Source organism: Sphingobium sp. SA916, assembly GCF_002894065.1.
In the GTDB taxonomy this organism is placed as follows: domain Bacteria; phylum Pseudomonadota; class Alphaproteobacteria; order Sphingomonadales; family Sphingomonadaceae; genus Sphingobium; species Sphingobium fuliginis.
The window spans coordinates 193,562-213,621 of record NZ_LXYF01000001.1 but is presented as its reverse complement, the minus strand read 5'-3'; the positions used below and the strand labels follow the sequence as shown (position 1 = coordinate 213,621).

General features: G+C 66.3%; 18 protein-coding genes. 14 read left to right on the top strand and 4 right to left on the bottom strand.

Annotation, left to right across the window (positions count from 1 at the left end; all coding sequences use genetic code 11):
* The first annotated feature begins 33 nt into the window (after positions 1 to 33).
* From A8G00_RS01080 to A8G00_RS01045, 8 genes are all read left to right on the top strand, one after another.
* A complete protein-coding gene (locus tag A8G00_RS01080; protein ID WP_102999730.1) occupies positions 34 to 576 on the top strand; it encodes a tail tape measure protein in 543 nt (180 codons plus the stop codon).
* Positions 573 to 2,900: a DUF2460 domain-containing protein gene (locus A8G00_RS01075; protein WP_102999729.1), complete on the top strand. Its 2,328-nt coding sequence runs from the start codon at positions 573 to 575 to the stop codon at positions 2,898 to 2,900. Before A8G00_RS01080 ends, A8G00_RS01075 begins: the two co-directional genes overlap by 4 nt.
* Complete coding sequence (locus A8G00_RS01070; RefSeq protein ID WP_102999728.1) at positions 2,897 to 3,715, top strand: DUF2163 domain-containing protein; 819 nt, start codon at positions 2,897 to 2,899, stop codon at positions 3,713 to 3,715. The genes A8G00_RS01075 and A8G00_RS01070 overlap by 4 nt, the downstream gene beginning before the upstream one ends.
* 8 nt (positions 3,716 to 3,723) lie before the next feature.
* The gene (locus A8G00_RS01065; RefSeq protein ID WP_102999808.1) at positions 3,724 to 4,083 is read left to right on the top strand and encodes a hypothetical protein; all 360 of its coding nucleotides are present in this window, start codon (positions 3,724 to 3,726) and stop codon (positions 4,081 to 4,083) included.
* Between the two features lie 8 nt (positions 4,084 to 4,091).
* Positions 4,092 to 6,287 carry a phage tail protein gene (locus A8G00_RS01060; RefSeq protein ID WP_102999727.1) on the top strand — a complete coding sequence of 732 codons (2,196 nt, stop codon included), beginning with the start codon at positions 4,092 to 4,094 and terminating at the stop codon, positions 6,285 to 6,287.
* A gap of 33 nt (positions 6,288 to 6,320) precedes the next feature.
* Entirely contained in the window at positions 6,321 to 6,824 is a 504-nt protein-coding gene (locus A8G00_RS01055; protein ID WP_102999726.1) for a DUF2793 domain-containing protein, read from the top strand.
* A 190-nt stretch (positions 6,825 to 7,014) separates the two neighbouring features.
* Entirely contained in the window at positions 7,015 to 8,091 is a 1,077-nt protein-coding gene (locus A8G00_RS01050; protein WP_044662589.1) for an OmpA family protein, read from the top strand.
* Between the two features lie 361 nt (positions 8,092 to 8,452).
* Positions 8,453 to 9,001 (top strand): superoxide dismutase family protein, encoded by a 549-nt coding sequence (locus A8G00_RS01045; protein ID WP_048578083.1) that lies wholly within the window; start codon positions 8,453 to 8,455, stop codon positions 8,999 to 9,001.
* A gap of 31 nt (positions 9,002 to 9,032) precedes the next feature.
* On the opposite strand, the gene thpR is transcribed toward A8G00_RS01045, so the two are convergent.
* On the bottom strand, positions 9,033 to 9,581 hold the full coding sequence (gene thpR / locus A8G00_RS01040; protein WP_099185679.1) for an RNA 2',3'-cyclic phosphodiesterase: 549 nt from the start codon (positions 9,579 to 9,581) through the stop codon (positions 9,033 to 9,035).
* A gap of 120 nt (positions 9,582 to 9,701) precedes the next feature.
* Here thpR and A8G00_RS01035 point away from each other — a divergent pair, with 120 nt between their 5' ends.
* The gene (locus A8G00_RS01035) at positions 9,702 to 10,439 is read left to right on the top strand and encodes a Bax inhibitor-1/YccA family protein (protein WP_025548846.1); all 738 of its coding nucleotides are present in this window, start codon (positions 9,702 to 9,704) and stop codon (positions 10,437 to 10,439) included.
* A gap of 70 nt (positions 10,440 to 10,509) precedes the next feature.
* Here the strand turns inward: A8G00_RS01035 and A8G00_RS01030 are convergent, their stop codons facing one another.
* From A8G00_RS01030 to A8G00_RS01020, 3 genes are all read right to left on the bottom strand, one after another.
* Positions 10,510 to 11,139 (bottom strand): glutathione S-transferase family protein, encoded by a 630-nt coding sequence (locus A8G00_RS01030; RefSeq protein WP_044662586.1) that lies wholly within the window; start codon positions 11,137 to 11,139, stop codon positions 10,510 to 10,512.
* A gap of 216 nt (positions 11,140 to 11,355) precedes the next feature.
* A complete protein-coding gene (gene clpA / locus A8G00_RS01025; protein ID WP_044662585.1) occupies positions 11,356 to 13,674 on the bottom strand; it encodes an ATP-dependent Clp protease ATP-binding subunit ClpA in 2,319 nt (772 codons plus the stop codon).
* A 157-nt stretch (positions 13,675 to 13,831) separates the two neighbouring features.
* Positions 13,832 to 14,029 (bottom strand): DUF1192 domain-containing protein, encoded by a 198-nt coding sequence (locus A8G00_RS01020; RefSeq protein WP_044662584.1) that lies wholly within the window; start codon positions 14,027 to 14,029, stop codon positions 13,832 to 13,834.
* 97 nt (positions 14,030 to 14,126) lie between these two features.
* Here A8G00_RS01020 and A8G00_RS01015 point away from each other — a divergent pair, with 97 nt between their 5' ends.
* The 5 genes from A8G00_RS01015 (at position 14,127) to A8G00_RS00995 (ending at position 20,040) form a co-directional block, all read left to right on the top strand.
* The gene (locus A8G00_RS01015) at positions 14,127 to 15,143 is read left to right on the top strand and encodes an NAD(P)H-quinone oxidoreductase (protein ID WP_102999725.1); all 1,017 of its coding nucleotides are present in this window, start codon (positions 14,127 to 14,129) and stop codon (positions 15,141 to 15,143) included.
* Between the two features lie 336 nt (positions 15,144 to 15,479).
* Positions 15,480 to 16,343, top strand: coding sequence for a UDP-2,3-diacylglucosamine diphosphatase (locus tag A8G00_RS01010; RefSeq protein ID WP_102999724.1), 864 nt, complete (start codon positions 15,480 to 15,482; stop codon positions 16,341 to 16,343).
* A 14-nt stretch (positions 16,344 to 16,357) separates the two neighbouring features.
* Positions 16,358 to 17,386: a glycosyltransferase family 1 protein gene (locus tag A8G00_RS01005; RefSeq protein WP_102999723.1), complete on the top strand. Its 1,029-nt coding sequence runs from the start codon at positions 16,358 to 16,360 to the stop codon at positions 17,384 to 17,386.
* A gap of 126 nt (positions 17,387 to 17,512) precedes the next feature.
* On the top strand, positions 17,513 to 18,196 hold the full coding sequence (locus A8G00_RS01000; RefSeq protein WP_025548854.1) for a DUF1013 domain-containing protein: 684 nt from the start codon (positions 17,513 to 17,515) through the stop codon (positions 18,194 to 18,196).
* Between the two features lie 137 nt (positions 18,197 to 18,333).
* Positions 18,334 to 20,040 carry a long-chain fatty acid--CoA ligase gene (locus A8G00_RS00995; protein WP_102999722.1) on the top strand — a complete coding sequence of 569 codons (1,707 nt, stop codon included), beginning with the start codon at positions 18,334 to 18,336 and terminating at the stop codon, positions 20,038 to 20,040.
* Positions 20,041 to 20,060 lie beyond the last annotated feature (20 nt).

Here is a 20,060-nt window from a genome sequence, read left to right as displayed (position 1 = left end):
GGGCTTTTTCTTTTCGGTTGCGAGGTGAGAGGGATGGACGAGGAGATCGACAATCTGGTCGTGCGGGTGCGGGCGGACAGGCAGGGTTTTGCGCGGGATGTCGAGACCATGCGGGGGGAGTTGGAAGGGCCTCTTGCGACGGGTGCGGAGCGGGCCGGGCGGCGGATCGAGCAGGGGTTGTTGCGGGCAGTGCGGACCGGGCAGTTCGGTTTCGAGGAGCTGAAGGCCATTGCGCTGCGGGTGCTGGACGACATTGCGGCCAGCGCCTTGCGGGCCGGGATGAACGGCATCGGGGGCGATGGCGGGCTGATCGGGCTGGCGGCGTCCGTGTTGGGCTTGCCGGGGCGGGCTACCGGCGGGCCGGTGGCGCCGGGGCGCGCCTATGTCGTGGGGGAGCGGGGGCCGGAGGTCTTTGTACCCACCGCGAGCGGGCAGGTTGTTCCCCATGGCGGTGGTGGCGCGCGGGATGTGCGGGTGAGCATCGCGGTGCAGGGGCAGGGGGCGGATAGCGCCCGATTGCTGGCGCGCAGCGCGCGGCAGGTGGCCCGGGCGGTCAGGGGGGCGATAAGCGGATGAGTAGACTGGCTTACTGGCTGGCCGATGCGCGGCGGGGGCAGGAGGCGCGGTTCATGAAGCGGTTCGCGCCGACGCACTGGACCGTCAATTTTCCCCGGCCGATGATGGCGGGTGTCGTCACCACCGCGCCGGACGCGCTTCGGGTGGATGCCGTCTTTTACGGGTCCGGGGATCTGGCGGGGCTGATCTGGGAGGCGGAAGACAAGTGGAGCCATGCCCTGCTGGCCTATGAGACGGATCGGGATTTTCGCGATTGCGTGCTGCGCTTCCGCTGGCGGAGCGGAGGGTTGCGGCGACTGGACCAGACGCATGGGCCGACGCTGACCATCGAGGGGAGGGACGCGGCGGGGCATGCGCGGGCCTGGTATGTGCGCTTGTGGAACTATGCGAGCGGCGGGCCGGAAGGTGCTGTGATCACACTGGATTTTGCCGCGATCAGGAGCGGATTCCTGTTGAGCGAAGGGGAAGAGGTCTGGGCAGGCGATGTGGACCGGATGTTCATCTCCCTCGCCGCGCCCGGTTACGATGCGGGGAGCGCCGCCTTTGCCGGCGGGGTCGAGGGGTGGTGCGAGCTTTCCGACATGGGCTGCGACGGGGCCGGGTCGGTGCTGCGCGTGGGCGATGCGGTGCTGCCCGAACATGGGCTGTCGATGGCGACCGGCTATGACGACTGCTTCAACCAGACGCCGGAGCGGATCGTCGCGTCGATCCATGCGCTGGGCTATCGCGGGGACATCAACCATTATGTCGGGATGAGCCATTATTTCCGGCTGGAACCGCTGGGCGGCGGATTTTACATCAGCCTGGCCGGCGGGGTGCTGAACGCGCCCTGCGCCGCCTGGCATGCCGATTTCGCGCGGCGGGCGAAGGCGCTGGGGCTGGGGGTGATCTGGTCGCTTTCCTATGAATTGTTCGACGCGCACTGCTGGAACGACTGGAAGCAGCGGGCGGAGGATGGTTCTCCCGCGCTGACGGGCTGGTCGCCGCCCTCCACCCTGCTTTCCCCTGCGCATGACGGGGCGATGAGCTATTTGCGGCTGGTGGCAGGGGCCTTTGTTTCCATCGGGTTGGCGGCTGGACTGGAGATCGGATTTCAGGTGGGCGAGCCCTGGTGGTGGGTGATGCCCGCCGACGGGCGCATCTGCCTGTATGACGATGCGGCGCGGGCGGCGTTCGGGACGGCGCTGGTGTCGATCCCGGATGTGCGGGGGACGCTGAGCGCCGGGCAGAAGGCGTTGCTGAACCGGGCGGGCGAAGTGCTGGCGGCATCGACGGCGGCGCTCTGCGCCTGGGTGAAGGGGGTGGCGCCGGGGGCGGTGACGCATCTGCTCGCCTATCTGCCCACGGTGCTCGATCCGCTGGCGCCGGAAGCCAAGCGGGCGAACATGCCGTTGGGATGGGCGTCGCCCGCCTTCGATGTGCTGCAACTGGAAGATTATGACTGGGTGACGCAGGGACGCGAGCGGCTGACGGCGCGGGGCGTCGAACTGGCGGTGGAGCGGCTCGGCTATCCGGTCGAGGCGCAGCATTATCTTTCGGGCTTCGTGCTGCGCGGGGAGGATGCCGCGCAATGGCGGGAGATCGCGGCGGCGGCGGATGCGGCGGTGCGGCGGGGGACGGCCGCGACCTTCATCTGGGCGCTGCCGCAGGTGGCGCGGGACGGCTTCACCTGCTTCAGATTGAATGGGGAGGAAGATGTGCAAGCCTTTGATGATGTGTCATTTCCTTTGGGCGTCGGGCGGGAGGCGAGTGTCGCGCCGGCCTTTTCGACGCAGGTCGTGGAGAGCGTTTCGGGGCATGAGCGGCGCAGCAGCGACTGGGCGAATGCGCGCCTGTCCTTCGATGCCGGGCCGGGCGTGCGGTCGGAGGCGGACATGGCGGCGCTGATCGCCTTCTTCCGGGCGCGGCGGGGCGCGGCGCGGGGGTTCCGGTTCAGCGATCCCTTCGATGACCGCAGTTGCGGCATGGGGGAGGCGCCGGGGCCGCTGGACCAGCGGCTGGGGCTGGGCGACGGGGTGCGGGCGGAGTTTCCCTTGCAGCGCTTCTACGGCGCGGGGGAGGAGGCGCAGGCGCGGCGGATCACGCGGCCGGTGGCGGGGACCATCCGGGTCGCCGTGGACGGCGTGGAGATGATGGGCGGCTGGAGCCATGCCGGGCTGGGCGTGATGGCCTTCGATGTCGCGCCCGCCGAAGGGGCGGTGCTGACGGCCGGTTTCCGCTTCGACGTGCCGGTGCGCTTTGCCGAGGACCGGCTGGACATCAACCGGGCGACCTTCGCGGCGGGCGAGGCGCCGTCGGTGCCGTTGGTGGAGATCAGGGAATGAGCGGGCTGGAAGCGTTGGAGAAGCCGCTGGCGACGCTGGCCTTTTGCTGGCGGATCGAGCGGCGGGACGGGGTGACGATCGGGCTGACGAGCCATGATCGCGATCTGGAGATCGGCCATCTGCTCTATCGGGCGGCGCCGGGGATGACGCCTTCCGCCGTGCGCGGCGGCATCGGGGTGGAGGGCGCGGACAGCGATGTCGAAGGCGCGCTGGTGGCGGATGCGATCAGCGAGGCGGACCTGATGGCGGGGCGCTGGGACGGGGCCGGGCTGGAGTTGCGGCTGACCGAGTGGGAGGCGCCGGGCGATCTGTGGCTGCTGCTGGCGCGGGGGGAGATCGGGGCCGTGACGCGCAAGGCGGGGGCTTTTTCAGCAGAGCTGGTGGGCGCGATGGCGGCGCTGAAGGCTTCTGTCGCGCCGTCCACTTCGCCGGACTGCCGGGCTGCGCTGGGGGACAGGCAGTGCCGGGTCGATCTGGCCGGGCGGCGGCGCGTGGTGGCCGTCGGCGCGGTGGAGGATGCGGTGGCGAGCGTGGCCGGGCTGGAGCCGGGGGCCTACGCCTTCGGGACGCTGCGCTGGCTGACCGGGGCCAATGGCGGGATAGTGCAGGGGGTGATCGACAATGGCGCCGAGGATGTCGGCCTGGCCGATCCGCCGCCCTTTGCGGTGGAGGCGGGTGCGCTGGCGCTGCTGACCGAGGGGTGCGACCGGCAGTTGGCGACGTGCGTCGGCCGGTTCGGCAATGCGGTGAATTTTCGGGGGGAGCCCTATCTGCCGGGGACGGATTTGCTGACGCGCTATCCGGGGGCGGCGTGAGCGGGGTCGTGGCGGCAGCGCGCGCCTTGGTGGGCGTGCGGTTCCGCCTGCACGGGCGGCTGCCCGAGCGGGGGCTGGATTGCGTCGGGCTGGCGGCGCTGGTGCTGGGGCGGGCGCCGCCGGAGGGATATGGGCTGCGGTCCGGGGATGAGGGCCGGGCGGCGGACTGGCTGCGCGCGGCGGGGTTGCGGCGGGTCGATGCGGCGCGCGAGGGCGATCTGGCGCTGGTGCGGCCGGGGCCGTTGCAACTGCACCTGATGATCGTCGTGCCGGGCGGGCATGTCCATGCCCATGCGGGCGTGGGGCGCGTCGTGGAGATGCCGGGGCCTTCGCCCTGGCCGGTGCTGGGTTACTGGCGGGCGGAATAGGAGAATCTATGGCGACGATCGTGTTGACCTCCCTTGGCACGGCCATTGGCGGGCCGTTGGGGGGCGTCATCGGCGGGCTGATCGGCAATGCCTTCGATCATGCGGTGCTGTTCAGGCCCAAGGGCGTGGAGGGGCGGCGGCTGAACGAGGTTCAGGTCCAGACGTCGACCTATGGGTCGCAGGTGCCGAGGCTGTTCGGGACGCTGCGGGTGGCGGGAACCGTGATCTGGGCGACGGACCTCAAGGAGACGAGGCGCAGGAGCGGCGGAGGCAAGGGGCGGCCCAGCGTCACCAGCTACAGCTATTCGGCGAGCTTTGCCGTGGCGCTGTCGGCGCGGGCCGTGCGGTCGGTGCGGCGCATCTGGGCGGACGGCAACCTGCTGCGCGGGGCGGCGGGGGACTTCAAGACCGAGCTGGGGGCGTTCAGGCTGCATGGCGGAGGCGAGGATCAGGCGGTCGATCCGCTGATCGCGGCAGCGGAGGGCGTGGGAGCGACGCCGGCGCATCGGGGGATCGCCTATGCCGTGTTCGAGGATCTGGCGCTGGCGGATTATGGCAACCGCATTCCTTCACTGACCTTCGAGGTGGAGGCGGACGAGGGGCCGGTCGCGATTGCCGGTCTGGCGGCGGCGTTGAGCGGGGGGATGTTGACCGGCGATGGGCTGGGCGCGGTCGCCGGCATGGCGGCGGGCGGCGCCGATGTGGGCGATGCGCTGGCGCCGCTGGTGGAGGCGTTCGGCCTGGCCTTCGTGGCGGAAGAAGCGGGGTTGCGCCTGCGGGCCGCGGAGGGGGAAGGGACGGCGGGGATCGCGGCGGGGGCGCTGTGCCGGTCGGTCAATGGGCGGGCGCTGGACGGGTTCGAGCATGCGGGCGGCGCGGCGGACAGCGTGCCGGCGGCCTTGTCGGTCCGTTATCATGATCCGGCGCGCGACTATCAGGCGGGTGTGCAGCGTATCGGACGGCCGGGGCCGGGACGGCTGGAGCAGGGGGTGGACCTGCCGATGGTGCTGTCGGGCGAGGAGGCGCGGTCGCTGGCGGCGCGGAAGCTGGGGATGGCCTGGGCGGGGCGATCGACCATGACGCTGCGCTGCGGGTGGGATGCGCTGCGCCATGCGCCGGGCGATGTCGTCGCGGTGGAAGGCGTGCCGGGCCGGTGGCGGATAGAGGAGCGCGAATGGGAGGCGATGGCCGTGCGCCTCGCCTTGAGGCGCTTGCCGGGGGCGGGCGCCGCGATTCCGCCGGGGGCGTCCTCCGGCGCGATGGTGCGGCAGGCCGACACGCCGCATGGCCCGACCACGCTGATGCTGGCCGATCTGCCCATGATCAGGGAAGGGGCGGCGGCCGCTCCCCTGATCGTGGCGGCGGCGAGCGGTGGCGAGGCGTGGCGCGGCGCGGCGCTTTTCGTCGTCGGTGCGACGGGAGAGGCTTCGCCTGCCGGGCGGACGGCCGGCCGCGCCGTGATGGGGCGAACGGACAATGGACTGGCCGCGGGGAGCGTGACGATGATCGACCGGATCAATGCCCTCCATGTCACTCTGCTGTCGGCGGACATGGAATTGGCGGGGGCGGACGAGGCGGCGCTGGGGCTGGGGCGCAATCTGTGCCTCGTCGGGCGGGAACTGGTCCAGTTCAGCCATGTGGTGCAGACCGGGGCCGCCAGTTTCCGGCTGGAAGGGCTGCGGCGGGGATTGTTCGGAACCGAATGGGCGATGGATTCCCATGGCGAGGGCGAGGCCTTCCTGCTGCTGGAGGAGGACCGGCTGGTCGAGCTTGCCGCTTATGGCGGGGTGGAGATTGGCGGCAGCCTCCATGTCTCCGCGATCGGGGTCGGCGACAGCGAGCCGGCCGATGCGCTGTTGACGATAAGGGGGGAGGCCCTGGCGCCGCCTTCCCCGGTGCATGTCACGGCGCGTCCGGACGGGGATGGCGGCTGGATCGTCGGCTGGACCAGGCGCAGCAGGAGCGGGTGGCGCTGGACCGGCGGGGCCGACGTGCCCCTGGGCGAGGATCGGGAGAGCTATGAACTGCGCCTTTTGGCCGGGTCGACGGAACTGCGCAGGATCGTCACCGACCGTTCGCCCTGGACCTATGACGCGGCCGCGGTGGTGGAGGATATGGGCCATTCGGGCGGGCTGGCGGTCGAGATCCGTCAGATCGGCACCTATGCGCTGGGGCGCGCGGCGCGGATCGTTCTGGTCGGCTGATGGCCATTTTCTGAAGAAAAGGACAATCGAATCATGGTGATGGACTCGACGCTCCGTTGGGCCTTGCCCCAGCTTTTCGCCGGGCAGGCGCAGAAGGAGCTGTTTCACAACGAGGCGCTGGCGCGGATCGACATGCTGCTGCATGGCGCCGTGGAAAGCGCCGACCGAGATGAGCCGCCCGCGTCGCCGACGGTTGGCGACTGCTGGATCGTGGCCGCCGGGGCAGGTGGCGCCTGGGAAGGGCAGGATGGGGCCCTGGCCTGCTGGACCGAAGGGGGATGGCGTTTCGCCGCGCCCCGCGCGGGCCTTTCGCTATGGGTCGCGGACCGGGGGCATGTCATGCGGCATGACGGCGCGCGCTGGGAGGATTCCGCCGTGCGGGCAGATGGCTTCTATGTCGGTGGGCAGCGGGTCGTGGGCGCGGCCGGGGCGGCCGTCGCCAATCCGGCGGGGGGCGCCATAGTCGACGTGGAGGCGCGTTCGGCCCTTGCCGCAATTCTGGGCGCGCTGCGGACACATGGACTGATCGCAAGCTGATCCTGCTGTGACTTTCGCTGTGTCCGCCTTTTACCAGAATTGCCCTTTCGAATTAGGAGCCAACGGAAGGCGACAGGGTTAACTGCGTTATTTTTGCAACAGTTTTGCCAATTGTGGACTTGCCATGAAACTTTCTACCCGATACAGGGTTTCAGCAGTCCTTCGTGACACTTTTGAAAGGGGAATTCAGATGCGGAAGCTTGCCCTCGCGGCTGTGCTTGCGACCAGCGCCCTGGCCACCCCGGCCCTGGCGCGTGACAATAGCTGGTATATCGGTATCGATTCCGGCGTTGTTCTCGTCGAAGATCAGGACATCACCTTCACCCCCGGCAATGGCGGCGCTGCCAGCAACACGGTTGCCGGCGTGGACTACCACAAGGGCTTCGATGGTGACGCCAATATCGGTTATGACTTCGGCGGTTTCCGTCTGGAGGCCGAGGCCGCTTATAAGCGCGCCAAGGTGGATCTGGACAAGAGCGGCTTCGGCGGTTCGGCTTCGGCTCTGTCGTTCATGCTGAACGGCTTGCTGGACTTCGGTCCCGATGACGGCCTGCAGGGCTTCGTCGGCGGCGGTGTCGGCGTTTCGCGCGGCAAGCTGGCCAACGATCTGGTGAACGATTCCGACACCGGCTTCGCCTGGCAGGCGCTGGCTGGCGTTCGCTATCCGCTGACCAACAATGTCGACGTCTCGCTGAAGTATCGCTTCTTCAACCAGGACGACATCAAGCTGATCCCGGCCTACACCACCATCGGTGGCCCCGCCGGCTCGTCGGTCGACACCAAGCTGCGCACCCACAGCCTGCTGCTGGGCCTGACCTACAACTTCGGTGGTGAACCGGCTGCTCCGCCGCCGCCCCCGCCGCCTCCGCCGCCCCCGCCGCCTCCGCCCCCGCCGCCTCCGCCGCCGGTGGCTGAGTGCAGCCCTGGGCCGTACATCGTCTTCTTCGAATGGGACAAGTCGGACATCACGCCTGACGCCGCCACCATTCTGGACAATGCGGTTTCGGCCTACAGCAACTGCGGCAGCGCGCAGGTCATGCTGGCGGGTTATGCGGACCGTTCGGGTTCGGCCTCGTACAACGTCGGTCTGTCCCAGCGTCGCGCCGATGCCGTCAAGGCATATATCTCGTCGAAGGGCATTCCTGACGGCGTGATCACGACCCAGGCGTTCGGTGAATCGAACCCCCGCGTCGAAACCGCCGACGGCGTCCGCGAACTGCAGAACCGTCGCGTGGAAATCACCTACGGTCCGGGTTCGGGTCAGTAAGATTTTCCATCCTTCGGGATGGGAAGGGATCGAGGGGCTGGTCGAGAGACCGGCCCCTTTTTCCATGCGGTTTGTACAGGGACGGCCGCGAACTCGCCTGTAGCGGGCTTCGGACCAAATCGGGGAAGGTGCTGTTCAGCCCGGCCAGCCTCTGGTGCTGCCAATGCAGTGCGGAAGTTGCGTGCAACGGATTGGCCCCTGGCGAACCCCTGTCTTGCTCGAGCGCCCTTGGAGGAGCGGCTTGTGCCCTCCGGCCCGGGGCATGATCGGGATGAAAAGCGGTGACATTTCGGATCGCTTAGGCAACAAAGACCGTCATGTTGCGTTCGCCTAGCAGCGTTCTTCTCGGAGTTGGTTCATCATGAAAATTGCCGCAATTCTTCTGGCATTGCCGATGGCTGCCCTGGCATCGGCCTGTGCGACCGGGTCGTCGGGGACGGCCCCTGCAAGCGACGCCGCCGCGCCCGTGGCCCATGCGAAGCTGCTGGCCGCGGACGGATCGCCGCGCGGAGAGGCGACGGTGACGCAGGCGACCGATGGCCTGCATGTGCTGGTGCGCGCGCAAGGGCTGACGCCGGGCATGCATGCCGTGCATATTCACGGCACCGGAACCTGCACGCCGCCCGATTTCACGAGCGCTGGCGGGCACTGGAATCCCACGGGTCACAAGCATGGCAAGGATAATCCTGCGGGCATGCACATGGGCGATATGCCGAACATGATCGCCGGCGCCGACGGTTCGGGCGAAATGGAATATGTCATCCCCGGCGGAACCATCAGCGGAGGCGCGACGCCGCTGCTGGACGGCGACGGCGCGGCGTTGGTGATCCATGCGCAGGCGGACGACAACAAGACCGATCCTGCCGGCAATGCGGGTGGACGGGTGGCCTGCGGCGCGCTGTCGACCTGAATTCGCCGGGAACGCTTGCGACAATCGCGTCTTATTCGGGATCGTTCCTGTCCGCCCGATAGCGTTCGATCAAATGATAGGTCGAGCCGTTCTGGCTGAGATGGCTTTCATAGAGGGCGAACTCATCGACGGTGAATGGGGCGCTTGCCAGGCCGGCATGAAGGGCGATGAAGGCGTCCATCGGGCCGGCCGTGCGTCCGAAGCGGGCGAGGGTGATATGCGGCAGATAGCTGCGATCGTCCGGTGGCAGGCCCGCGGCGATGCAGGCGCGGTCCACTTTCCGATGAAGCCGGGCGAGGGGTGCGCGTGGTTCCATGCCTGCCCAGAGCGCGTTGACATGGCCCTTGCGGTCGAAGCAGCCCACGCCGGACAGTGCGGTCCGGAAGGGCGAAAAGCGAATATTCGCCAGTGCGTCGGCGACGTCATTGGCCTGGTGGCGGTCGACCTCTCCAATGAAGCGCAGGGTGATGTGCAACTGGTCGTCGTCCTGCCAGCGCGCTCCGTTGATCCCGTTCATCAGGGCGATGAGGCCGGCGCGGATGTCGGCGGGCGGGCGTATGGCGACGAACAGGCGGTGCATCGCCTTCCTATAGCTGTTTCGCGGCGATAAGTCAGATTGCGCTCGCCGCTTGAATTGGAAGCGCGATAAGCCGATAATGAGGGAACCGGCCGCATGGATGCCGGTGAAGGAGAATATCTCATGGCCAATTGGTCCGATCCGCGTTCCGACGTTGCGGGTTTTGGCGGCACGACCGTTGCGCGCGGGGAGGCGTATGACGCTGGCCTGCGCAGCTATATGCTGTCGGTTTACAATTATATGGCGAGCGGCGTGCTGCTGACGGGCGTCGTCGCCATGCTGTTCGCCTCCAGCGGGTTTGCCTACCAGATACTGGCCGGACCCGGCATATTGAAATATGTCATCATGTTCGCGCCGCTGCTGTTCGTGATGACGATGAGCTTTGGCATCAACCGTCTGTCGACCTTCGCGATGCAGGCGATGTTCTGGGCCTATGCCGCGGTGATGGGCCTGTCGCTCTCGTCCATCCTGCTGGTCTATACCGGCACGTCCGTTGCCCAGACTTTCTTCGCGACGGCGGCTGCCTTTGCGGGGCTGAGCCTCTGGGGCTATACGACGAAGCGGGACCTTTCGGGTTTCGGCACCTTCCTCATCATGGGTGTTGTCGGTCTGCTGGTCGCCAGCCTCATCAACCTGTTCCTGCGGTCGAGCGCCATGAATCTGGTGATCAGCTTCGTCGGCGTGCTGCTGTTTGCGGGTCTGACCGCTTATGACACGCAGAAGATCAAGAGCATCTATGCCTATGTCGCCGGAACGGACATGATGGGCAAGTCGGTGGTGATGGGGGCGCTGAACCTCTATCTCGACTTCATCAACATGTTCCTGTTCCTGCTGCGCTTCATGGGCAATCAGCGCAACTGAAGACGGCTTTAGCTGAAATAAGGGAAGGCCCGGCGAAGTGGTTCGCCGGGCCTTTTGCCTTGGGGGTGCTTCAGGCGGGCTTCTGCATCTTTGCGATCAGGGCGTTGTCCAGTTCCTTTTGCCGCTTATAGGCCGGGCGCTCGCGCAGGCGCGCCGCATAGGCTTCGAAGACGGGGCGGCTGGGGATCGAACCGAAGCTGAGGCCCCAATCGACCTGCGCTCCCACATAGACATCGGCGGCGGTGAACCGGTCGCCGCAAATCCAAGCTGGTCCGGAGACGGCGCGCTCCAGGGCATCGATCGCATGGTCGAACGTGCCATAGCCGGCCAGACGCTCGCGGCCTTCGGGAACGGCAAAACCGAGCGCCTTGTTGGTGATGGCGGCCTCCACCGGGCCGGCGGCGAAGAAGAGCCAGCGATAATAGTCGGCGCGACCATCGGTGGCGGGCGCCAGGCCGGCGGCGGGAAAGGCATCGGCCAGATAGGCGCAGATGGCGGCGCATTCGGTCACCACCTTGCCTGCGTGGACGATGGCGGGAACCTTGCCCATCGGGTTGATCGCGAGGTAATCGGCCGACTTCATGCCGACGTCATAATCCAGCACGACCATGTCGTAGGGCTCTCCCACTTCCTCCAGCATCCAGCGGGCGATCTGCCCGCGCGACATCGGATTGGTGTAGAGGGTGATTTCGTTCGACATCGCGACTCTCCCGCATCTGGCGTGAGCCATCCTTGTGCCCGATGGAGAGCAATCCGCAAGTTCTCGCTTCGGCAGGCGGTCCAGCGGTTCGGGAGGCTTGATGCCGGAGGGAGGATCGGCCGCGCTGATCCGTGGCCGGTTTCTTCGGCATACCCGAATGATCAAGGGCGACCCCGAGGGGCCGCCCTTGTCATGATTGCCGATGATGGCGCTGTCTTACTTCGCCCGTTCCGCAGGCTTCGACTTGCCACCCTTCTTCCCCTTCTTGGGGGCGGCGGGGGTGATTTCGAAGGCGAGGGCGTCGTCCTTCAGCCGGACATGGACTTCGCCGCCATGCACCAGCTTGCCGAACAGCAGTTCCTCGGCCAGCGGCTGCTTGATCTTCTCCTGCATCAGGCGGCCCATCGGGCGGGCGCCATAGAGCTTGTCATAGCCCCGCTTGGTGAGCCAGGCCTTCGCCTCGTCGTCCAGAGTGATGTGGACGTCGCGGTCGGCCAGTTGCAGTTCCAGTTGCAGCACGAACTTGTCGATGACCCGCGCCACGATCTCCGGCGGCAGATAGCCGAAGGGTACGATGGCATCGAGGCGGTTGCGGAATTCGGGGGTGAAGAGCTTCTTCACCGCGTCCTCCTGCGCATCCTCGCGGGTCAGTTCGCCAAAGCCGATGCTTTCCTTCGCCATGTCCGACGCACCGGCATTGGTGGTCATGATGAGGATGGTGTTGCGGAAATCCACCGTCTTGCCGTGATGATCGGTGAGGCGGCCATTGTCCATCACCTGGAGCAGGATGTTGAACAGGTCCGGATGGGCCTTCTCGATCTCGTCCAGCAGCAGCACGCTATGCGGGTTCTGGTCCACCGCATCGGTCAGCAGGCCGCCCTGGTCATAGCCGACATAGCCCGGAGGGGCGCCGATCAGGCGGCTGACCGAATGGCGTTCCATATATTCCGACATGTCGAACCGCTGGAGCGGAATGCCGAGCAGATGGGCGAGTTGCCGGGCGACCTCCGTCTTGCCGACGCCGGTGGGGCCGGAGAAGAGATAGTTGCCGATCGGCTTGTCGGGATCGCGCAGGCCCGCCCGCGACAGCTTGATCGCGGAGGACAGGACTTCGATGGCCCGGTTCTGTCCGAAGACGACGCGCTTGAGGTCGGTGTCGAGCGTTTCGAGAACCGACTTGTCGTCCGCCGAGACCGTCTTGGGAGGGATGCGGGCCATGGTCGCGATGACCTGCTCGATCTCCCTGGGGGTGATCGTCTTCTTGCGCTTGGATGGCACGACCAGCATCTGCATTGCGCCGACCTCATCGATCACGTCGATCGCCTTGTCCGGCAGCTTGCGGTCGTTGATGTAGCGCGCAGACAGCTCCACCGCCGCCTTGATCGCGTCGGGGGTGTATTTGACGTTGTGATGCTCCTCAAAGGCGCTGCGCAGCCCGGCGAGAATCTTGATCGTGTCCTCGACCGTGGGTTCGTTGACGTCGATCTTCTGGAACCGGCGCAGCAGGGCGCGGTCCTTCTCGAAATGGTTGCGGAACTCCTTATAGGTGGTGGAGCCGATGCAGCGGATCGTGCCGCCCGACAGGGCAGGCTTCAGCAGGTTGGACGCATCCATCGCGCCGCCGCTGGTCGCGCCCGCGCCGATCACCGTGTGGATCTCATCGATGAAGAGGACCGCATGCGGCATCTTCTCCAGCTCGGTGACGACCGCCTTCAGCCGCTCCTCGAAATCGCCGCGATAGCGGGTTCCGGCAAGCAGCGCGCCCATGTCGAGCGAGTAGATCACCGCTTCCTTGAGGACGTCGGGAACCTCGCCCTCCACGATCTTGCGCGCCAGCCCTTCGGCGATGGCGGTCTTGCCCACGCCCGGGTCGCCCACATAGAGCGGGTTGTTCTTCGACCGCCGGCACAGGATCTGGATGGTCCGGTCGACTTCGGAAGCGCGGCCGATCAGCGGGTCAACCTTGCCCCGCGCCGCCTTCTCGTTGAGGTTGACGGTGAACTGCTCCAAGGCACTGTCCTTCTTGCCCTTGCTGTCCTGCGCCTTCTTCTCCTCCTCCTGAGCGCCCTTGGTTTCGCGCGGTTCAGGGGCGGCCGTGCCCTTGCCGACACCGTGGCTGATATAGCTGACGGCATCCAGGCGGCTCATATCCTGTTGCTGGAGGAAGTAGACGGCATAACTTTCCCGCTCGGAGAAAAGCGCGACGAGCACATTGGCTCCCGTCACTTCATCCTTTCCGGAGGATTGGACATGCAGGATCGCGCGCTGGACCACCCGCTGGAAGCCGCTGGTGGGGGAGGGGTCGCTTGCCCCCTCCACCTTCAGGCTGTCGAGTTCGGTATCCAGATATTGCGTCACCGCGTCGGACAATTCGCCAAGCTCCACGCCGCAGGCCTGCATCACCTTCGACGCATGTTCGTCGTCGATCAGCGCGAGCAGCAGATGCTCCAGCGTCGCATATTCGTGACGACGCTCCGATGCGTGGGTCAGCGCATTATGCAGGGTGGTTTCAAGGGCGGGTGCGAAAGATGGCATGTCTCTTATACTCCTGACCCCCAATGAGGGGCTGTCTTGAACCATATGTCGGCATTGCTCGACGGCGGATCAAGATGGGCATCCTGACCACCGGAATTGCCAGACTGCCCATGCCCGGTGAGACCCTTGTCGGAGTCGCGTGGGGCGGGGCACGGGTTCATCGCTTGAATAACGCCTCGGCGCTTGCTTTGTGGTTAACGGCGTTTTCAATCCTGGATCGGGTGCGGGCGATTTCGCCCTGCAGCGCCGCGATGCGCGCTTCGAGATCGGCAACGGACAGCGGACCCAGATCCTGCCGGATCAGCTGGGCCAGAGGATCATCGGCCTTTCGGGGCAGATCGTCTTCCATGTCCATGAATCGCAATGTTGACCCTGCGGGCCAGTCTGTCAATAAGCCCTGCATTCCGCCCGTCGATTTAGGTGCGGTGCAACATCTGCCGCGAGGGGCCGCAATGGCGATAGAGGGCGTGAAGCCGAACGACCTGCCGACGGAAATGACGGTGATCGGCATAGCGGTTCCCGGTGGGCCGGAGGCACTGGTGCCGCAGCGGCGGCTGGTTCCCGTGCCGGGGCCCGACGAGGTGCTGATCAAGGTGGCGGCGGCCGGCGTCAATCGGCCCGACGTGATGCAGCGGCAGGGGAAATATCCGCCGCCGCCCGGTGCGCCGGACATTCCGGGGCTGGAGGTTTCCGGCATCATCGTCGCTGCGGGCGGGAGCGCGGAACTGTTGATCGGCCGGCGCGTCTGCGCGCTTCTGCCCGGCGGGGGCTATGCCGAATATGCGGTGGCGCCCGCCGGCCAGTGCCTGCCGGTGCCGGACGATTATGATCTGGTCGAGGCGGCGGCCCTGCCGGAAACCCTGTTCACCGTGTGGAGCAACCTGTTCGAGCGCGCCTATGTGGTGGAGGGCGATGTGGTGCTGGTCCATGGCGGCACGAGCGGCATCGGCACCATGGCGATCTCGCTCTGCAAGCTGTTCGACATCGGCGTCATCGTGACCTGTGGCAGCGATGAGAAATGCGAGCAGGCGAAGGCCTGGGGCGCCGATCATGCGATCAATTATCGCAGCCAGGATTTCGTCGAGGAAGTGAAGCGGATCACCGGCGGGCAGGGCGTGCAGGCGGTGCTGGACATGGTCGGCGGGGATTATCTGCCGCGCAACATCCAATGTCTGGCGGAAGACGGGCGCCATGTGTCCATCGCGGTCATGGGCGGACCCAAGGCGGAGGTCTTCATTCCCGCGATCATGGGCAAGCGGCTGACGCTGACCGGATCGACGCTGCGCCCGCGCTCTGTGGCCTTCAAGAGCCTGGTGGCGGACGAATTGATGCGGGTGGTGTGGGCTTTCATCGAGCAGGGCAGGCTGCGGCCGGCGATGGACATGCGCTTTCCGCTGGCGGAGGCGGCGGCCGCGCATGCGCGCATGGATGCGGGGGAGCATTTCGGCAAGATCGTGCTGACGGTTTGACGAGGGGGTGGGTCTGATTGGGGGTGGTAATCGAACACCCGCTTTATCCCTCTCCCCTGAGGGAGAGGGCTGCGCAGACTTGGCAGCTTGCTGCCTAGTCGCAGCGGGGTGAGGGCGTTGCGATCCATGGGATCGCGCGGGCCGCAGGCCCGCTTCCCCCTCATCCAAATCAGCCTAGGCTCCTTCATCGCCAAGGCTTCCCATCCTTCTCCCTCGAGGGAGAAGGAATGTCCTGCACTGGCCAAGACCGTAGCATTTCCGTCATATTCGCTGCGGAGTTGTAACATAGGGCGGCTATGGATTCGCTCCTGAGGGAAACAGCTCAGGGGTCGCATCATGAACGCCATCACTCGCCTGCCTTTCCTGGCGGAGTTGGACGATGGCGCCGACGACAAGTTCGCCATTCCCGAACGGGAAGGGAAGCGTCGCCGCTATCGCACGATCTGGATTTCGGACATTCACCTCGGCACGCGCGGCTGCAATGCGAGCATGCTGATCGACTTCCTCGACAGCGTCGACAGCGACACCATGTATCTGGTGGGCGACATCATCGACGGCTGGCGGCTGAAGAAGCGCTTCTATTGGCCCGCCGCGCATAATGATGTGGTCTGGCGGGTGATGAAGCGGGCCAAGCGCGGCACCCGCGTCGTCTACATCCCCGGCAATCATGACGAGATGTTCCGCCAGTTCACCGGCCTCAGCTTCGGCGGCGTCGAGATCCGGCGCAAGGCGATCCATGAGACCGCCGACGGCCGCAAGCTGCTGGTGCTGCACGGCGACGAGTTCGACACGATCATGCTTGCGCACCGCTGGCTGGCCTTTGTGGGCGACGCCGCCTATACCATGCTGATGCGCGTCAATGTCGTGGTGAACGCGGTGCGGCAACGCATGGGGCTGCCCTATTGGTCGCTCAGCAAGATGGCGAAGCACAAGGTCAAGAACGCCGTCGAGTTCATCTCCCGCTTCGAGGAGGTGGTGGCGCATGAGGCCGGTTCCCGCGGCGTCGACGGTGTCGTTTGCGGGCATATCCACAATGCGGAAGTCCGCGAGATCGCGGGCGTCGAATATTATAATGACGGCGATTGGGTGGAGGGATGCACGGCGCTGGTCGAGCATTTCGACGGGCGCATGGAGGTGCTGCACTGGGCCGACGAGCTCGCCGGGCGCGCCGCCGAAGAACCTTCCCGGATCGCGGCCTGACGGGAGGGCGAACGATGCGTGTCGCCATAGTCACCGACGCCTGGAGCCCGCAGGTGAACGGCGTCGTCCGCACGCTCCAGACCATGCAGGCGGAACTGGAGAAGATGGGGCATGAGGTGAAGCTGGTCTCGCCCGATCTCTTCGGTTCCATCCCCTGTCCGACCTATCCGGAAATCCGGCTGGCCTTCGCCCGTTCGAGCGTTGTGGGGCAGATGATCGCGGCTTTCCGTCCCGACGCGATCCATCTGGCGACGGAAGGGCCGCTTTGCCTGGCCGCACGGCGCTGGTGCCTGCGCAGCGGCATCCGCTTCACCACTGCCTATCATACGCATTTTCCGGATTATGTGGCGCAGCGCACCGGGCTGCCCGCGGCGTGGTTCTGGCGCTATATCCGCTGGTTCCATGGACCGGCGGAGGCGGTGCTGGTGTCGACCCGGTCCGTGCGGCGGCAATTGCGTGCCCATGGGCTGGCGCAGGTGCGTGCCTGGGGCAGGGGGGTGGACCTGGCCGCCTTCACGCCCATGGCGACGCCGCCCATCCTCTTTGCCGATCTGCCGCGTCCGATCCAGCTCTATGTCGGCCGTGTCGCGGTCGAGAAGAATCTGGAAGCGTTCCTGGCCAGCGGCCATCCGGGCACGAAGGTCGTCGTCGGGGACGGTCCCGCCCGCGCCATGCTGGAAAGAACCTATCCGCAGGCGCATTTCCTGGGCCCCATGTTCGCGGCGGAACTGGCCGGCGCCTATGCCGGCGCCGACGTCTTCGTCTTTCCCAGCCGCACGGACACTTTCGGTCTCGTCATGATAGAGGCGCTGGCCTGCGGCACGCCGGTTGCGGCCTATCCCGTCACCGGCCCGGTCGACATCGTCACCCCGGAAAGCGGCGCCTTGTCGGACCGGCTGGAGGACGCCATCGCCGCAGCGCTCCTCTGCGACCGTCAGGCATGCGCCGCCTATGGCAAGAGCTTCAGTTGGGAACGCAGCGCGCGGGAATTCCTCACCGGCCTGCACAATATCGATCCCCAGGCGCTCGGCAGCGCGGCCTGACGCTTTTCCTTGCCCGGCGCGGCCGGATGCACTATCTCGGGTCGGGCGTGGCCGCCCTGCTTGGGCGGCCCTTGTCGTTTTTAAGCGCCGTTTCTATGCCGGAGAATTCCCGTGTCCCAGCCTCTCATGCCCCATGCGACAGCCAGTTGGCTGGTCGACAATACCGCGCTGAGCTTCGACCAGATTGCGGAGTTTTGCGGGCTGCATATCCTGGAAGTGCAGGCGATTGCCGACGATACCGCCGGCACCAAATATACCGGCCGCGATCCGGTGCGCGCCCATGAAATCACGATGGAGGAAATCCACAAGGGCGAGGCCAATCCGGACTATCGCCTGAAGATGCTGAAGGGCCCCGAGCCGGTCCGCCGCACCAAGGGACCGCGTTATACGCCGGTCAGCAAGCGTCAGGACAAGCCCGACGGCATCGCCTGGATCCTGCGCAACCATCCGGAAATTTCGGACGGCGCCATCGGCAAGCTGATCGGCACCACGCGCACCACCATCGCCGCGATCCGCGACCGCACGCACTGGAACATCTCCAACATCGTGCCGAAGGACCCGGTGACGCTCGGCCTCTGCTCGCAGCGGGAACTGGATGCGCTGGTGACGAAGGCGGCGAAGAAGGCGGGCATCGAGGCCCCCACCGATTCGCGTCTGGACGGCGATCGCGAGGCGCTGATCAACGAGCTGCGCCGGGAGCGCGAGGATGCCACCCGCCGCGCGGAAGAAGCGCTGAAGAGCGAGTCCGACCTGATTTCGGGCGCCGCGAAAATCCTCGATCCGTTCAGCGACAACAAGGGTCACGTCTGATGCCGTAACGTCAATCCGCCCCGTGCGGAGCGACGACGGCAGAGACCGGGAAAAGGGCCGCGCCTTGCCAAGGGCCGCGGCCCTTTTGCCGTGCTTTACGCTTGCGTAAAGGGAAGGCGTAACTTACACCTGTACAAATGGAGAGCAGCGAAAAAATCTGGAAAACCCGCTATAATCATCCCTCTGCCTGGGAGCAGACATTCCCGCCCCTGTCGATGGTGGAGATGGTGGCGAACAGCGCCGCGGCCAATCCGCAAGCGGTGATGATCGACTTCATGGGCCGCAAGACGAGCTATGGCGAAATGCTCCACAGCATCCGGCGGGTCGCCAGGGGATTGCAGGACATGGGCATAGAAAAGGGGGACCGGGTCGGTCTTTTCCTGCCCAATGTCCCTCATTATGTCGCGGCCTATTATGGCGCGATGATGGCCGGGGCGACGGTCGTCAACTATTCCCCCCTCTACACGGCCGCCGAACTGGAACATCAGGTCGAGGATAGCGGGACGAAGATCCTATTCACCCTGTCGGCCAAGGCATTGCTGCCCACCGCACTGGAAGTGCTGGACAACAGCAGCCTGGAACGGCTGGTCGTCGGCTGCGTCGCGGAAGTCCTGCCGCCTGCCAAGTCGGTGCTGTTCCGGCTGTTCAAGCGCAAGGAGACGGTCGCGGTACCGCACGATCCGCGCCTTACCCATTATGCGGACCTGCTGCGCCATGGCGAAGACCCCGTGCCGGTCGCCATCGATCCGGAGCAGGACATCGCCCTGCTGCAATATACCGGCGGCACCACCGGCCGGCCCAAGGGCGCGATGCTGACCCATCAGAACCTGACCGCCAATGCGCGGCAGGTCCGCCTGATCGATCCGCATCCCGAAGCGCCCGACCGCATATTGGCGGTGCTGCCCTTCTTCCATGTCTTCGCCAATACATGCGTGCTCAACCGCACGGTGCTGAACGGCGGCGAGATGGTGATGCTGCCCCGCTTCGACGGCACGCAGGTTCTGGCCGCGCTGCAGCGGACCAGGGCGACCTCGCTGCCCGGCGTGCCGACCATGTACCAGGCGCTGCTGGATCATCCCGCGACGCCGAATATCGACTTCTCCTCCCTGCGCCTCTGCATTTCCGGCGGCGCGCCGCTGCCGCTGGAGGTCAAGCAGCGGTTCGAGGCGATGACGGGCTCCAAGCTGGTCGAGGGCTATGGCCTCACCGAAAGCAGCCCGGTCGTCTGCTCCAACCCCTATGAGGGCCTCAACAAGTCCGGCACGGTGGGGCAGCCGGTGCCCGGCACCCGCGTCAAGCTGGTCGACCGCGAGGACCCGACCCGTCCGCCGCCCGAGGGCGAACCGGGCGAACTGGTCTTTTCCGGGCCGCAGATCATGAAGGGCTATTGGCAGCGGCCGGACGCCGACGAGGAGGTTTTCGTCGACGGCTGGCTGCGCACAGGCGATGTCGGGCTGATCGACGAGGACGGCTATGTGAAGATCGTCGACCGGCTGAAGGACATGATCGCCGTCGGCGGGTTCAAGGTCTTCCCCAGCGAGGTCGAGAAGGTCCTCTACCACCATCCGGCGGTCAAGGAAGCGCTGGTGATCGGCATTCCCGACCATTATCGCGGCGAATGTCCGAAGGCCTTCGTCACCCTTCAGGAGGGCTCCGGGATCGACGGGGCCGTGCTCAAGGACTGGCTGAACCCGCAACTGGGCAAGCATGAGAAGGTGTGCGAGGTGGAGGTGCGCCTCAACCTGCCCAAGACGCTGGTCGGCAAGCTGTCCCGCAAGGAACTGGTGGCCGAGGAACGCGCCAAGGCGGAGGCGGCGATGCGGCAGACTGGAACCGCGGGCTGATCCTTCCTATCTCGGCGGCC

What these genes read in the sequence shown, in the direction of transcription:
- A8G00_RS01070 (WP_102999728.1), top strand. Translation starts at nt 2,897, where the DNA reads ATGAGCGGGCTGGAAGCGTTGGAGAAGCCGCTGGCGACGCTGGCCTTT.
- A8G00_RS01080 (WP_102999730.1), top strand. Translation starts at nt 34, where the DNA reads ATGGACGAGGAGATCGACAATCTGGTCGTGCGGGTGCGGGCGGACAGG.
- A8G00_RS01035 (WP_025548846.1), top strand. Translation starts at nt 9,702, where the DNA reads ATGGCCAATTGGTCCGATCCGCGTTCCGACGTTGCGGGTTTTGGCGGC.
- A8G00_RS01010 (WP_102999724.1), top strand. Translation starts at nt 15,480, where the DNA reads ATGAACGCCATCACTCGCCTGCCTTTCCTGGCGGAGTTGGACGATGGC.
- A8G00_RS01075 (WP_102999729.1), top strand. Translation starts at nt 573, where the DNA reads ATGAGTAGACTGGCTTACTGGCTGGCCGATGCGCGGCGGGGGCAGGAG.
- A8G00_RS01005 (WP_102999723.1), top strand. Translation starts at nt 16,358, where the DNA reads ATGCGTGTCGCCATAGTCACCGACGCCTGGAGCCCGCAGGTGAACGGC.
- A8G00_RS01060 (WP_102999727.1), top strand. Translation starts at nt 4,092, where the DNA reads ATGGCGACGATCGTGTTGACCTCCCTTGGCACGGCCATTGGCGGGCCG.
- A8G00_RS01000 (WP_025548854.1), top strand. Translation starts at nt 17,513, where the DNA reads ATGCCCCATGCGACAGCCAGTTGGCTGGTCGACAATACCGCGCTGAGC.
- A8G00_RS01030 (WP_044662586.1), bottom strand. Translation starts at nt 11,139, where the DNA reads ATGTCGAACGAAATCACCCTCTACACCAATCCGATGTCGCGCGGGCAG.
- A8G00_RS01045 (WP_048578083.1), top strand. Translation starts at nt 8,453, where the DNA reads ATGAAAATTGCCGCAATTCTTCTGGCATTGCCGATGGCTGCCCTGGCA.
- clpA (WP_044662585.1), bottom strand. Translation starts at nt 13,674, where the DNA reads ATGCCATCTTTCGCACCCGCCCTTGAAACCACCCTGCATAATGCGCTG.
- A8G00_RS01020 (WP_044662584.1), bottom strand. Translation starts at nt 14,029, where the DNA reads ATGGACATGGAAGACGATCTGCCCCGAAAGGCCGATGATCCTCTGGCC.
- A8G00_RS01055 (WP_102999726.1), top strand. Translation starts at nt 6,321, where the DNA reads ATGGTGATGGACTCGACGCTCCGTTGGGCCTTGCCCCAGCTTTTCGCC.
- A8G00_RS01015 (WP_102999725.1), top strand. Translation starts at nt 14,127, where the DNA reads ATGGCGATAGAGGGCGTGAAGCCGAACGACCTGCCGACGGAAATGACG.
- thpR (WP_099185679.1), bottom strand. Translation starts at nt 9,581, where the DNA reads ATGCACCGCCTGTTCGTCGCCATACGCCCGCCCGCCGACATCCGCGCC.
- A8G00_RS01050 (WP_044662589.1), top strand. Translation starts at nt 7,015, where the DNA reads ATGCGGAAGCTTGCCCTCGCGGCTGTGCTTGCGACCAGCGCCCTGGCC.
- A8G00_RS00995 (WP_102999722.1), top strand. Translation starts at nt 18,334, where the DNA reads ATGGAGAGCAGCGAAAAAATCTGGAAAACCCGCTATAATCATCCCTCT.